17 protein-coding genes are annotated in these 13,275 nt (G+C 67.8%); 9 read left to right on the plus strand and 8 right to left on the minus strand.

Annotated elements, in window-relative coordinates:
• Positions 1 to 16: 16 nt before the first annotated feature.
• The 5 genes from AU196_RS15110 (at position 17) to AU196_RS15130 (ending at position 3,271) form a co-directional block, all read left to right on the plus strand.
• Positions 17 to 862, plus strand: a complete 846-nt coding sequence (locus AU196_RS15110; protein ID WP_059095889.1) for a TauD/TfdA dioxygenase family protein — start codon at positions 17 to 19, stop codon at positions 860 to 862.
• Complete coding sequence (locus AU196_RS15115) at positions 859 to 1,389, plus strand: carboxymuconolactone decarboxylase family protein (RefSeq protein WP_059095890.1); 531 nt, start codon at positions 859 to 861, stop codon at positions 1,387 to 1,389. The genes AU196_RS15110 and AU196_RS15115 overlap by 4 nt, the downstream gene beginning before the upstream one ends.
• 94 nt (positions 1,390 to 1,483) lie before the next feature.
• The gene (locus AU196_RS15120; RefSeq protein WP_059095891.1) at positions 1,484 to 2,779 is read left to right on the plus strand and encodes a cytochrome P450; all 1,296 of its coding nucleotides are present in this window, start codon (positions 1,484 to 1,486) and stop codon (positions 2,777 to 2,779) included.
• Positions 2,776 to 2,967 (plus strand): ferredoxin, encoded by a 192-nt coding sequence (locus AU196_RS15125; RefSeq protein WP_059095892.1) that lies wholly within the window; start codon positions 2,776 to 2,778, stop codon positions 2,965 to 2,967. Before AU196_RS15120 ends, AU196_RS15125 begins: the two co-directional genes overlap by 4 nt.
• A gap of 16 nt (positions 2,968 to 2,983) precedes the next feature.
• Positions 2,984 to 3,271, plus strand: coding sequence for a DUF1330 domain-containing protein (locus tag AU196_RS15130; protein ID WP_059095893.1), 288 nt, complete (start codon positions 2,984 to 2,986; stop codon positions 3,269 to 3,271).
• A 15-nt stretch (positions 3,272 to 3,286) separates the two neighbouring features.
• Here AU196_RS15130 and AU196_RS15135 read toward each other — a convergent pair whose 3' ends face one another.
• Both AU196_RS15135 and AU196_RS15140 read right to left on the minus strand, forming a co-directional pair.
• The gene (locus AU196_RS15135; RefSeq protein WP_059096090.1) at positions 3,287 to 3,886 is read right to left on the minus strand and encodes a TetR/AcrR family transcriptional regulator; all 600 of its coding nucleotides are present in this window, start codon (positions 3,884 to 3,886) and stop codon (positions 3,287 to 3,289) included.
• Between the two features lie 29 nt (positions 3,887 to 3,915).
• Entirely contained in the window at positions 3,916 to 4,446 is a 531-nt protein-coding gene (locus AU196_RS15140; RefSeq protein ID WP_157546341.1) for a hypothetical protein, read from the minus strand.
• A gap of 197 nt (positions 4,447 to 4,643) precedes the next feature.
• Between AU196_RS15140 and AU196_RS15145 the strand changes: the two genes are divergently transcribed.
• From AU196_RS15145 to AU196_RS15160, 4 genes are read left to right on the plus strand one after another with little or no spacing between them, the layout of a single operon-like run.
• Complete coding sequence (locus tag AU196_RS15145; protein WP_059095895.1) at positions 4,644 to 6,011, plus strand: aromatic ring-hydroxylating oxygenase subunit alpha; 1,368 nt, start codon at positions 4,644 to 4,646, stop codon at positions 6,009 to 6,011.
• A 43-nt stretch (positions 6,012 to 6,054) separates the two neighbouring features.
• Positions 6,055 to 6,579, plus strand: coding sequence for a hypothetical protein (locus AU196_RS15150; protein WP_059095896.1), 525 nt, complete (start codon positions 6,055 to 6,057; stop codon positions 6,577 to 6,579).
• Positions 6,576 to 7,040, plus strand: a complete 465-nt coding sequence (locus tag AU196_RS15155) for a hypothetical protein (RefSeq protein ID WP_059095897.1) — start codon at positions 6,576 to 6,578, stop codon at positions 7,038 to 7,040. Before AU196_RS15150 ends, AU196_RS15155 begins: the two co-directional genes overlap by 4 nt.
• 51 nt (positions 7,041 to 7,091) lie before the next feature.
• Positions 7,092 to 7,847, plus strand: coding sequence for an SDR family NAD(P)-dependent oxidoreductase (locus tag AU196_RS15160; protein WP_059095898.1), 756 nt, complete (start codon positions 7,092 to 7,094; stop codon positions 7,845 to 7,847).
• 96 nt (positions 7,848 to 7,943) lie between these two features.
• Here AU196_RS15160 and AU196_RS15165 read toward each other — a convergent pair whose 3' ends face one another.
• The 6 genes from AU196_RS15165 to AU196_RS15190 all read right to left on the minus strand — a co-directional run bounded on the left by AU196_RS15165 (position 7,944) and on the right by AU196_RS15190 (position 13,185).
• Positions 7,944 to 9,161, minus strand: a complete 1,218-nt coding sequence (locus AU196_RS15165) for a cytochrome P450 (RefSeq protein ID WP_059095899.1) — start codon at positions 9,159 to 9,161, stop codon at positions 7,944 to 7,946.
• 28 nt (positions 9,162 to 9,189) lie between these two features.
• The gene (locus AU196_RS15170) at positions 9,190 to 9,390 is read right to left on the minus strand and encodes a ferredoxin (RefSeq protein WP_059095900.1); all 201 of its coding nucleotides are present in this window, start codon (positions 9,388 to 9,390) and stop codon (positions 9,190 to 9,192) included.
• Positions 9,387 to 10,589: a cytochrome P450 gene (locus AU196_RS15175; RefSeq protein ID WP_059095901.1), complete on the minus strand. Its 1,203-nt coding sequence runs from the start codon at positions 10,587 to 10,589 to the stop codon at positions 9,387 to 9,389. Before AU196_RS15175 ends, AU196_RS15170 begins: the two co-directional genes overlap by 4 nt.
• 101 nt (positions 10,590 to 10,690) lie before the next feature.
• Positions 10,691 to 11,509 carry an NAD(P)-dependent oxidoreductase gene (locus AU196_RS15180; protein WP_059095902.1) on the minus strand — a complete coding sequence of 273 codons (819 nt, stop codon included), beginning with the start codon at positions 11,507 to 11,509 and terminating at the stop codon, positions 10,691 to 10,693.
• Positions 11,506 to 12,324 carry an NAD(P)-dependent oxidoreductase gene (locus AU196_RS15185; RefSeq protein ID WP_059095903.1) on the minus strand — a complete coding sequence of 273 codons (819 nt, stop codon included), beginning with the start codon at positions 12,322 to 12,324 and terminating at the stop codon, positions 11,506 to 11,508. The genes AU196_RS15180 and AU196_RS15185 overlap by 4 nt, the downstream gene beginning before the upstream one ends.
• On the minus strand, positions 12,325 to 13,185 hold the full coding sequence (locus tag AU196_RS15190; protein WP_059096091.1) for an alpha/beta hydrolase: 861 nt from the start codon (positions 13,183 to 13,185) through the stop codon (positions 12,325 to 12,327).
• Between the last annotated feature and the right edge of the window lie 90 nt (positions 13,186 to 13,275).

The following is a 13,275-nucleotide window of genomic DNA, read 5'->3' on the forward strand; positions in this document are numbered from 1 at the left end:
CGGAACGGAAACGACCATGACTGTGCTGACGATCAGCAAGCTCACCGCATCGGTCGGCGCGGAGGTGACCGGCCTGGATCCGGAGGCGCTGGCAGCCGACGAGGCGCTGGGCGCCGCGGTGCTCGACGCGCTCGAAGACAATGGCGTGCTGGTGTTTCCGGGCCTGCACCTCGACCCCGTGGCGCAGGTGGCGTTCTGCCGGCGCCTCGGCGAGGTCGACCACTCCTCCGACGGGCACCACCCCGTGGCGGGCATCTACCCGGTGACCCTCGACAAGTCGAAGAACTCCTCGGCGGCCTATCTGCGCGCGACGTTCGACTGGCACATCGACGGGTGCACGCCCACCGGTGACGAGTACCCCCAGATGGCCACGGTGCTCTCAGCCCTGCAGGTGGCCGAGAGCGGCGGGGAGACCGAGTTCGCCAGCTCCTACGGCGCCTACGACCACCTCGGCGACGACGAGAAGCAGCGCCTGGAATCGCTGCGGGTGGTGCACTCCCTGGAGGCTTCGCAGCGCCGCGTCACCCTCGATCCCTCACCGGAGTTGGTGGCGCGGTGGCGGTCTCGTCCGACGCACGAGCATCCCCTCGTCTGGACCCACCGGAGCGGCCGCAAGTCGCTGGTCCTCGGGGCGTCCGCCGATCACATCGTGGGGATGGACCTCGACGAGGGCAGGGCGCTGCTGGCCGAACTGCTCGACCGTGCCACCCGACCCGACCTCGTCTACAGCCATACCTGGTCGGTCGGTGACACGGTCATCTGGGACAACCGCGGGGTCCTGCACCGCGCGGCGCCGTATCCGGAGAACTCGCCGCGGGAGATGTTGCGCACCACTGTGCTCGGCGACGAACCGATCCAGTGAGTCGACTGACGCCGCTGCCCGCCGATCAGTGGGACGACGAGGCCCGCAAGGCGCTGAGCCCGCTGCTGCCCGTCGAGCGCGCCAATCCGCGCGACGCGGGCAACATCCTGTCCACGCTGGTACGGCATCCGAAGCTGACACGTGCCTACATGGAGTTCAACGCCTACCTGTTGCGGGACTCGACGCTGTCGGCCCGTGCTCGCGAGGTGGCGTTGATGCGCGTCGTCCTCGCCCGGCAGTGCGACTACCTGTGGGACCACCACGTCCCGCTCGCGCAGCGGGCCGGGCTGACACTGGAGGAGATCGACGCCATCCGCGCCGGCGACATGGCCGACGAGGTCGACCAGCTCGTCGTGAGAGCGGTGGACGAGCTCGAGCGCGACCACCGGGTCTCCGATGACACCTGGGCCGCGCTCGGCCGGCACTTCGACGACCGCGAGCGGATGGATCTGGTGTTCACCGCGGGCGGATACGGCCTGTTGGCTCAGGTGGTGAACACGTTCGGCATCGAACCCGAACACGACTGAGGGCACCGTCGTTGACGCCGCAACGCCGGTATGAAAACCTGATACGCAAAGATGAGAATCACGTTCTCGCTTCTGGGATCGAATGGAGCAGCGCATGGCGGAGGACCTCACCTCAGTTGACTTCTTCCGGGACGGCCGTCTGACCGACGACCCCTACCCCTTCTATGCCGCACTCCGGGACAAATGCCCGGTGACCCGCGAGGACCACTACGGCGTCACCATGGTCACCGGCTGGCAGGAGGCGGTCGACGTCTACAACGACGCGGAGTCGTTCTCGTCGTGCATCTCGGTGACGGGACCGTTCCCCGGATTCCCGATCTCGCTCGAGGGCCGCGACGGGGAGGAGGTCACCGAGCTCATCGAGAAGCACCGTGACGAGATCCCGTTCAGCGACCAGCTGCCGACGCTGGACCCGCCGACGCACACCAACCACCGTGCCCTGCTCATGCGGCTGATCACGCCCAAGCGCCTCAAGGAGAACGAGGACGCGATGTGGCAGTTGGCCGACGACATCCTCGACGAGTTCCTGGCCGCCGGTGAGGGCGAGTTCATCAAGGGCTTTGCGGCCCCGTTCACACTGCGGGTGATCGCGGATCTGCTCGGGGTGCCCGAGGAGGACCGGCCGGAACTGCTCGAACGGCTCGCGCGGGGTACCCACGGCGGCGCGCTGGGCAGCGCCGACAAGACGTTGACGAAGACGCCGCTGGAGTACCTCTACGACGTGTTCGCCGAGTACGTGGAGGACCGCAGGCGTGAACCCCGCGGGGACGTCCTGACCGGGCTGGCGACGGCGACCTTCCCGGACGGCACCATGCCCGAGGTGGGCGATGTCGTGCGGGTGGCGACCAACGTCTTCTCGGCCGGGCAGGAGACCACGGTGCGGCTGCTGTCCACCGCGCTGAAGGTGATGGGGGACCAGCCCGAGATCCAGCGCGCGCTGCGCGAGGACCGCAGCCTGCTGCCGAACTTCATCGAGGAGTGCCTGCGCATCGAGAGCCCCGTCAAGGGCGACTTCCGGCTGTCGCGGGTGCCCGTCACCGTCGGCGACGAGGCGCTCGCCGCGGGCACGACCCTGATGGTGATCAACGGTGCGGCCAACCGTGATCCGCGCCGCTTCGAGGATCCGGACACCTTCGACCCGCAGCGTAAGAACGCCCGTCAGCACCTGGCGTTCGGCCGAGGCATCCACAGCTGCCCGGGAGCACCGCTGGCCCGCGCGGAGACCCGCGTCGGCCTCGAGCGACTGCTCGACCGCACGACGGACATCCGGATCAGCGAGTCGCACCACGGGCCCGCCGGCGAGCGCCGCTACGACTACATCCCGACCTACATCCTGCGTGGTCTCACCGAACTGCACCTGGAGTTCGACGTCGCGGGGGAGAAGCCGTGAAGGTCACCGTCGACGAGACCCGCTGCGCCGGACACGGAATGTGTCTGACGCTGTGCCCCGAGGTGTTCGACATGACCGACGACGGGTGGGCCGTCGCCGACCCGGGCGACGTGCCGGACGAACTCGAAGGGGCCGTGCGCGAGGCCATCACGAACTGCCCAGAACGAGCCATCGCCGAAATCGACTGAACAACAAGGAGGCCCAGTGCCCAAGGCGTACATCCTGATCACCGAGGACGTCAAGGATCCGGCCGGCATGGCCGAGTACGGCAAGTTGGCCAGCCAGACCATGGGCACCGCCAAGGTGCTGGCGTTCGGTCCGGCGGTCGAGAACCTGGAAGGGCAGTGGCACGGCACCCAGACGGTGCTGCTGGAATTCGAGTCCGTCGACGCCGCGAAGGAGTGGTACTACTCCGAGGAGTATCAGGCGGCCGCGAAACTGCGCCAGGCGGCGGCCGACTGCAACGGCGTCATCCTGCACGGCCTCGGCTGACCCGCCCCATCGCCGCTACTGCCCGGTCCTGACGCAGGACATGACCAGCTCGAGGTAGGGGCGGTAGAGGTCTTCGCCGTCGAGATGGCTCTCGAGGGTGATTCCGTCGTTGGCGGCCAACACGATCCGGGCCAGTGTGTCGGGATCCATGGTGAGCGTGCCCCCGATGCGCGCGATGTTCTTGCTGATGAACTCGCTCAGCGCACGGATCGTCTCGAGGCGTTGAGCGGCCACGCGTTCACGCGCATCCGGATTGCGCAGCAGGAACAACGTCAGCTCGTAGCCGAGCGCTGCCCGGTCGGTCCCGCTGCTCAGTTCGCGCCACCGACCGGCGAGCTCGTCGACGTCCACATCGCTGAGGCGATGAAACGACATCATGACTTCGGCGAATCCGTCGAGGAAGCGCTGACGCTGGCGGTCGACGACCGCGAGGAACAGCGTCTCCTTGGCGCCGAACTGCGAGTAGATGGCTCCCCGGGTGAAACCCGCGGCGTCGGCGATCTCCTCGAGCGCCGCGCCGGTCAACCCTCGGCGGGCGAAGACCTCCTCGGCGGCGTCCAACAAGATCTGGCGAGTGTGCTCGATCCGGCGCTCTTTGGTCCAACGTTCAGCCACGTGGCTCATCCTTCCACCACGGTGGGCGATCAGGGCCCGACTCGGGGGCCGCTGCCCGCCAGGTGCAGATCTGCCTCGTCGGGCACGAGGTCCCAGCAGCCGAAGGCGCCGAGGGAGCCGTCGGCCCAGAAGTGCTCGCACTCGTCGACGCTCGCGGCCAGGCCGGTCGCGTAGAGCGCCTGCGCCTTGAACGTCCGCGCCGCCGGGCTGAGGTCGTGGCGCACGCGGTGCCTGTCGCTGGTCGATCCGTGGTCGGACTGTCGGCCCCAGAGCAGACGCTGGGCCGGCGGTTCGCGCCTGCGGCCGCCGCCCCCGTGCGCCGCGCGCCCACCGATCGGCGACACCTCGGTGCGGATCTCGGGGCCGGCGGAACTCGGGACGCCGGCCTGGTCGAGAGGCTGGATGCGGGCGCCCAGGATGGCCAGGGCCTGGGAGTGGGCGGTGTCGTCGGTGACCACGACGACCTGCCACCCGGCGCGACGGCGGTCGAACATGAGGCCGCCGACATGACGGATGGCCTCGCGAACGTCATCGGTGAGCACGTCGAGTCGATAACTCACGGTGGACCTCCTTAGTTGTGACGCCGACCACTTTTATACACTCTTGTATTGGCAATACGACAATGTATAAAGTGAGGGCCATCACAGGTGGTGGGCAATGTCTGCGTCCGTCACAGCAGGCGTATCCCCCCGGGCAGGCCCTCGTCCGGAGGGCGCCGCGCGAAGTGGACGACCGTCGACAGAGGAGGACTCCCTTGATGCCAGCAACCCGCCCCGGCGAATGGCTCGACCCCGACTCGGGGCTCGGACTCGGACTGGAGGACGTCCAACCGGGGACGTTCAACATGACCATCGGCACCGATCGCTACACCTGCCCGGAGTACGCGGCACGCGAGCGCGAAGCGATCTGGAAGCGGACGTGGCAGATCGCGGGCCGCGTCGAGGATCTGCCGAAGCCGGGCGACTGGAAGAGATACGAGATCCTCGATCAGTCGTTCATCATCGTCCGCGGAAAGGACGAGACGCTCCGGGGTTTCGTCAACGCCTGTCGACACCGCGGCAACGCGCTGTGCACCGCCGACACCGGAAATGCCAAGCGGGGCTTCCTCTGTCAGTACCACCTGTGGTCCTACGACCTGGACGGCAGGTTGAAGGGGCTGCTGCGCGAGAACCTCGCCGGCCCGATCGACAAGAGCGAGAACTCATTGCTGCAGGTGTCCGTCGACACCTTCGCCGGCTTCATCTTCCTCAACCCCGATCCCGAAGCCGAGACGTTGCGTAGCTACCTCGGCGACGACGTGGTCAGCCTGCTCGAGCCCTACAACATCGAGAAGTTCACCACGGTCATGGACGTCACCGAGGCCATCGAGTGCAACTGGAAAGTCGTCATGGACGCCTTCGAGGAGGGCTACCACATCAACGGCATCCATCCGCAGTTGCTGCAGGTGCTGCACATCAACCCACGGACGGCGCGGTACCGGTTCTTCGAGAACCACAGCGTGGCGATGGCTCCGTTCGAGGTGGTGGGCGCCGGCGTACAGGACCAGGTCGCCGGGATCCTGGCTCTGCCCGAGACCTTTCCCGGCACCGTCGCGGTCATCCCACGGTTCCAGGAACTGATCGCGCCTTACCAGGACGCGGACGGAAACGTGGACTTCCCGGAGGGCGTCACCGCGCGCCAGCTGCTGCAACAGGCGACCAGAGAGGTGCTCACGGGCATGGGACTCGACGTCAGCGGCCTGACCGACAGCCAGATGGTCGACAATCAGGGGTGGGTGCTGTTCCCCAACTACTTCATGACGGTGCGCGCCGGCGAATGCCACGTCATCATGTCCAAGCCGCACCCCGACGGCGATCCGAACCGGTGCATCTGGCACGTGGCCAGCTACATGTACGTGCCCGAGGAGTTCCGCGACGCCGTCCGGGCCGAGGCGATCGTGGTGGACACGCCGGGAAGCCACAAGTACTTCGAGGCGCTGCAGCAGGACTACGAGCAGATGCCGCGTCAGCAGAAGGGCCTGCGCAACGACAGGCTCGAGCACCTGTCGCTGGTCAAGGAGGAAGTCGTCATCGGGCACTACCACTCGGTGGTGGACCGCTATCTGGCCGACACCGCACACCGCTGACATCCGTGAACACCACCACCCCGAGCACCGGAAGAAGGACACGTTGAACCTCGAAGAACGCACCGCCCACCACGTCCGGATGGCCGAGGCGTACCGCGACGCCTACCTGCGCCAGGGTGTGCAGGACGGCGAAGCCTTCGCCGACGCCTGGAAGTTCGCCGACGACGGTGTGTACGTGTCGCCCTACTTCACCGGCGACCAGGCGTTCCCGTTCAGCGAGTTCCCGACCGACACCGCCAAGGCCTCGACCATGGAGGCCAAGGCGTATTCGCTGACGTTCCCGGACTGGAAGCCGGCCACCTTCGACTACTGGCCCGCCGCGAACGGTTTGGTGATGAAGACGCGGTGGGAAGGCCACACCGAAGACGGCGTGAAGATGGGCTTCTACTCGTACAGCTTCGTCCAGACGAACGACGAGGGCGAGCTCATCCGGTGGGAGACCCACGTCAACGACGAGTACAACGCCTTCCTCGACGCCGCGATCGGGGTGCACGGGCCGTTCCACGGCACGGGGGAGTACGTCGAGGCGCTGGAGCGCGTGCTCGCCGCCGCGGGGGTGACGGTGTGACGACGATCGACGACGTCATCGGCCAGACCAGCGGACGGTCGCGGGCTGTGCTCGAGTACAGCCAGACCATGGGCCGACTGGTGAAAAGCGCCAAGGATCCCGGCTTCTCGGTCGACAGTTGGGCGCCGCTGGCCGAACTCATCGCCGTCGACGAGTTCGTCCGGATCGGCCCGTTCAAGGAGGTGATGAACTGGGCCGAGTACACCGAGTTCCTGACCAACTGGGCGAAGTCCTCCGACTGGGACTGCTCGTTCAAACGCCTCACCGAATCGGATGACGTGGCGTTCCTCGAACTCGAGGAGCGCAGCCGGGTCGGCGATTTCAGCAGTGTGGTGAACACCGTGTCGGTGTACGAGTTCGACGCCGACGACAAGATCACCTACGTGGCGGTCTACCTGCAGATGCAGCTGCCCGACCCGGCGGCGCTGCCCGACTTCGAAAGTGCTGGTGGGGCCGAGTGACCGAGCCATCGACGTCGGCCGACACCCGGATCGCATAGGAATTCCGCCGCAATGCCTTTCGAGAACACCACCGCCATCGTGACGGGCGGCGCACAGGGCCTCGGCCTGGCGATCGCCGAAGCGCTCGCCGCCCGCGGCACCAAGGTCGCCGTCTTCGATCTCGCGACCGACCAGATCGACACCGAGGTCGCCCGGTTACGCGGGCAGGGGGCCACGGTCAACGGTTACACCGTCGACGTCTCCGACCGCGCCGCGGTCAGGGCCGCGGTCGACCGGGTGCGCGCAGACCTCGGGCCGGTGCTGATCCTGGTCAACAACGCCGGTGTCGAGCAGTTCGGCAAGTTCAGTGAGATCACCGACGAGCAGTGGGACCGGGTGATGGCGGTCAACCTGCGCGGACCGTTCATCTGCACCCAGGAGGTGCTGCCGGACATGACCGCCGCGCACTGGGGGCGCATCGTCAACATCTCCTCGTCGAGCGCGCAGGGCGGGCAGTCGCGGATGGCCGCCTATGTCAGTTCCAAGGCCGGGGTGATCGGGTTCACCAAGAGCCTCGCCCTCGAACTCGGCCCGAAGGGCATCACGGTCAATACCATTCCGCCGGGCATGGTGGTCACCCCGATGCTGGAGAAGGCCATCGAGGAAGGCCGGTTCACCGCGCCACTGGAGCATTTCGCCAAGATCACCCCGGTGCGCCGCGCGGGCCGTCCGGAGGACATCGCCAACGCCGCGATGTTCCTGTGCCAGGACGAATCGGGCTACGTCACGGGCCAGGTGATCGGCGTCAACGGCGGTCGCCGCACCTGACCGACGCGCCCGGCCGATCTCCGCCGAAACAGCATTCCCGGTCGTCAAGCGGTTGACTTGACGACCGGGAATGCTGTTTCGCGGCCGGCGTCGCCGTCAGCGCAGCACGCGCACCGGGACGTGCGACCAGCCGGCGACGTTCTGCATGGCGACCCGGCGGCACTCGTCCCACAGCACCTCGTAATGGGGCATGAAGTCCAGTAGGCGTTCCAGTGCGATCGCGCTCTCCATGCGGGCCAGCGCCGCCCCGAGGCAGCTGTGCACCCCGTAGCCGAAGCCCAGGTTCTGTGCCTCGGTGCGGTCGCGGTCGATGTCGAAGGTGTCGGCGTCGGTGAAGGCCTCGGGATCCCGGTTGGCCGAACCGCCGAGCAGGAACACGGGTTTGCCCGCCGGGATCGTGACCCCGTGGATCGTCACGTCCTTCATCGAACGACGCACGTTGTACTGCGCCGGCGCCTCGTAGCGCAACAGCTCCTCGACGGCGGCGGGGATCTTGCTGCGGTCGTCGAGCAGCTTCTGCCACTGGTCGGGGAAGCGGGCGAAGGTGACCGCCGCGTTGCCCATCAGCTTGGTCACCGTCTCGGCGCCCGCGCCGCCGAGAAGCGTTGCGAAACCAGCGATCTCGAGGTCGTCGAGGCGCTCCATGCGCCCGTCCTCCCGTTCGATCTCGGCCTGTACCAACGCCGTGAACATATCGTCCTGCGGATCCTCCCGGCGGGCTGCGATCAGCTCGAAGTACAGGCCCATGGCTTCGGCGATGGCCTGCATGCCTTCCGGGGACATCTCCTCCTGCCCGGGTTCGCGGTGCAGCGACGTGTCCACCCATTGGCGCACCTGCTGGCGGCGGTCCTCCGGGACGCCGAGCATCCGGGTGATCACCTCCACCGGGAAGAACGCCGCGAATTCCTGCACGACGTCGAAGCGCTCCGGATCGGCGGCGCGGAAGCACGAGTCGATGGTCTCCTCGACCATCGGTTGGAGTTTCGCGATCTGGCGCGGGGTGAAGACCTTGTTGACCAGGCTGCGCATCTGCCGGTGCTCCGGCGGATCCATCAGGATGATCATCTTGAACGGCGCCGGTTCGCCGGTCTTCACCATCGACAGGTCGAGGCCATAGGCCGAGGAGAACGTTTGATAGTCCTTGAACGCCGCCGCCACATCGGCGTGCCGCGACAACGCGTAGAAGTCCAATTCCTCGTTGTAGTACACCGGCGCCGCTTCGCGCATGCGCCGGTAGATCTCCCACGGCTCGTTGAAGTACTCCTCGGAGAACGGGTCGAACACGAGATCGGAATTGGTCTTAGGGGTGGTCATTCACTCTCCCGGTCGGCCGCGACGGGTCTCATTCGTCGCGGATGCTGATGGCCTGCCGCGGGCACTGGCGCACCGCTTCTTTGACCTGTTCTTCGTTCTCTGGGGTGACCTCGTCCTGCAGGACGTGGAGGTAATCCTCGTCGTCCAGGTCGAAGACCTCGGGGATGATGCCCATGCACACCCCGTTGCTCTCGCACAGTCCGAAATCGACCTCGATCTTGCGGGTCATTTCAGGACCCGCACCGGGACGTGGTGGTATCCCGCGACGTTCTGCATGTGCACACGTTCCAGCCCGTCGAAGTCGACCTCGTAGCGCGGCATGAAGTCGAGCAGGTGTTCCAGGGCGATCACGGTCTCCAGCCGGGCCAGCGCCGCGCCCAGGCAGCTGTGGATGCCGTAACCCAGACCGAGGTTCTGCGCCTGCGTGCGGTCGCGCCTGATGTCGAACGTCTCGGCGTCGTCGAAAGCGCGTGGATCGCGGTTCGCGGCGGCTTTCATCAGGAACACCGGCTTGTGCGCCGGGATGACGCCGCTGGGCACCTCGGCGTCCTTCAACGTGTACCGCACGTTGTACTGCACCGGCCCGACGTAGCGCAGCAGCTCCTCGACCGCGGCGGGGATCAGGCTGCGGTCGTCGAGCAGCAGCTGCCACTGTTCGGGGTGGCGCGCGAATTCGACGACCGCGCTGCCGACGAGCTTGGTGACCGTCTCGGCCCCCGCGCCGCCGAGCAGCGTCGTGAAGCCGGTGATCTCCAGATCGTCGAGCTTGCGCGTCCCGCCGTTCTCGTCGGGGAGCTCCGCGGCGATCAACCGGCTGATCATGTCGTCCTGCGGGTTCTGCCGACGCTCCTGGACCAGCCCGTAGTAGTACATCCCCGAATCGATGTTCGCCTGGGTGTTCTCGTCGGACAGCCCGATCTGGCCGGGTTTGCGTTCGAGGCTGGTGTCGATCCAGCGGCGGACCTGCTGACGGAACTCCTCCGGGACGCCGGCCATCCGGGTGATCACCTCGACCGGGAACGGGCCGGAGAAGTCCTGGACGACGTCGAAGTGGTCGGGATCGACCTGCGACAGGTAGTGCTCGACGAGTTCGGTGATCGTCTCGCGCTGCGACTGGATGGCACGTGGGGTGAACGCCTTGTTCAGCAGGCTGCGCATGTGCCGGTGCTCGGGCGGATCCATGAAGATGATCGACTTCACGGGGCCCTCTTCGGATCGGACCATGGCCAGGTCGCAGCCGCGCGACGACGAGAACGACTCGTAGTCCTTGAGCGCCGCGGCCACGTCGGCGTGCCGGGTCAGCGCGTAGAAGTCCTGGTCCTCGTCGTAGTACAGCGGAGCGTCGTCGCGCATCCGCCGGTAGATCTCGTACGGATCGTCGAAGTACTCCGCCGACACCGGATCGAACTTCAGTCGTGGCTTGGTCATGGGCTCCTCCTTCGCGGCGGGCTGAGTGCCGGAAGCGTTACGTAAAGCATATTTACTGTAAAGCTAACAGTTTTCGTTACTTTCGGACGTGAGTTCGGCGATCACGTGGGCGCGACGTCCCGGTCGCGCAGGCCCGCGGAGATGGCGTCGTCGAGCACACCCAAGGCGGTGCCCTCTGCGGCCGCAATGCCGCGGACCACCTCGACGTCCTTGCCCACGAAGGCGCCCGCCATGTCGACGAATGCGCCGACCGATCCGCGCCCGGCGATCATGTTCAGCACCCGGCTGGCCGAGCTGCCGTGGGTCAGCGCGTTCAGCAGTTCGGGTTCGGCCACCCCCAGCGCCGCACCGAGCCGGACCGCCTCGCGCAGCAACCCGATCTGCGCGGCGAAGACCGTGTTGTTGACCAGCTTCACGCTCTGCCCGGCGCCGAGCGGTCCGACGTGCAGGATCGGATCGCCGTAGGCGGACAGCACCGGCCGCACCCGCTCGACGGCGGCCTCGGAGCCTCCGACGAACAGCGTGACCGCCCCGGCCTCGATGTCGTGCGGGCCGCCGCTGACCGGCGCGTCGACGACCTCCACCCCGTGCTCGCGCCCCCGTACGGCGAGTTGCCTGGCGGTGTCCGGGCTGCCCGTGGTGTGGACGACCAGGGTGGCACCGGAAGACATGGCCGCGAGCAGACCGCCGTCGAGGCACACCTCGCGAACCTGGTGGTCGGTGAACACGCAGACGACCACGACATCCGCGGCCGCCGCGGTGTCGGCGGGCTCCGATACCACGTCAGCGCCCAGTCCGGCGGTCGCCGTGCGCTTCTCCGGGGTCCGGGCCAGCGCCCTGACGGTGTGGCCGGCGTCGACGAGGCGGCGCACCATCGGTGCGCCCATCCGTCCGGCGCCGACGAAACCGACCCTGCTCACCGCGGGTGGTCCATGGACTCCAGCGCGGTGTCGGCCGCCGTGAAGACCGAACCCTCTGGGGCCGATGCCCTGGCCGCGATGCTCGCGGCGTGCCGGACGTCCTTCTGCAGCAGCGCACCGGCGATCGGCGCCAGGGCCTCGACCGTCCCGCCGAACATGCTGATGCTGCCGAGCGCCTTGCTGGTCGCCGACCCGCCGTTGAGGACCTCGGCCAGCCGCGTCCGGGGGATACCGAGCGATTCGCCGAGTTCCAGTGTGGACAGCGCACTCCCGAGGTTCGCGGTGAACAGCAGGTTGTTCAGGATCTTGGTCACCTGGCCACTGCCCAGCGGGCCCAGGTGCACGATCGGGTCGGCGTATGTCGCGAAGACCGGACGCGCCCTCTCGACATCGGCCTCCTCACCGCCGGCCATCACCAGCAGCGTGCCCTGCTCGACCGCGGGTGCGCCGCCGCTGACCGGCGCGTCGATCACCGAAACATTCTGGGCAGCGGCTCTTTCCGCGATCTCCCTGCAGGTGTCCGGGTGCACCGTGCTGTGGATGGCGATCATCGCCCCGGGTGCCAGCCCCGCCAGCACGCCGGTGTCACCGTAGAGCACCTCGCGCACGTCGTCGTCGCCGACCACGCACAGACACACCAGGTCGCTGGCCGCGGCGAGTTCGGCCGGGCTGCCCGCGGTCTTGGCGGCGGTGTCGGCGTACGGTTCGAGGCTGGCCGGGCGGCGCGCCCACAGGGTCAACTCGTACCCGCCCTCGACGATCCGGCGCGCCATCGGCGCACCCTGACTGCCCAGGCCTATGAATCCGACACGCATCTAGCCCACCTCCAGCTTCTCTTCGGCGCCGCGCGAGACGACACATTCTTCGACGAACGACAGCACCTTCAGGTGATACGCCGCGGCGGTCACCCCGAGGCTGAGGTTGTGCCCGGCCGCGGACTGCCCGGCGGTGACGAACCGCGGGGCGTTGGTGAACGCGCCGGCGATCCGTGCCAGCGCCTCGGCGTCGGAACACCACACCCGTTCGTGCTCGGCGTGGCTGAACCGCACCGGCACCCGCACCTGGGCGGCCAGCGCGGGGAAGTCGCGCTGTGGCCAGTCCCTGACCATGGCGGCCTCGTACGGCGCACCGGTGGAGGAGTTCGTGATCCCGGTCAGCACCGCCGGGGGGTACAGGTCGGCGGGTTCCCAGAGCAGCTGCCGCAGACCCGGGGGACGCCGGGTCGGGCCCGCATCGCGCAGGATGTCCTGCGCTGCGTCCTGATACCGCAGGCCCGTACCGGCCAACTCCAGCCCGATCACGTCTGCGTCGGCCCGGGCATCGGTGGCCATCCGCAGGGCGAGCTCGCACCCGTTCGAGTGTGCGACGACGAAAACTCCCGCGCCTCGCGGTGTTTCGCCGAGCATCGCATCGACGGCGCCGTAGGCGAGCGACACCCGCTGTTCCGGATGCTCGACGGCCTCGGGGTACGGGGCCGAACTGCCGTAGCCCGGGCGGTCCAGCGCGATCATCGTGAACCCCAGCCGGGCGCCCAGCCGCAGCAGCGACAGTCGCGGATGGCCGGGGCAGTCGAAGTAGGCGGCGGTGCTCGCCCCGCCGTGCAGTGCGACGACCACCGCGCGCGGTTCCCCGGCCGCCTGGGCCATCAGTCCGGACATCGGCACACCGTCGACCATCACGACCCGGGGGCGCGGCGCTGTGCCGTATTCGCTCCTCACGTGCGCGGTGCCGTATTCGCTCGTCACGTGCGCGGTGCCGTACTCGTT

Origin of the sequence: Mycobacterium sp. IS-1742 (assembly GCF_001500125.1) — a bacterium.
GTDB lineage: Bacteria > Actinomycetota > Actinomycetes > Mycobacteriales > Mycobacteriaceae > Mycobacterium.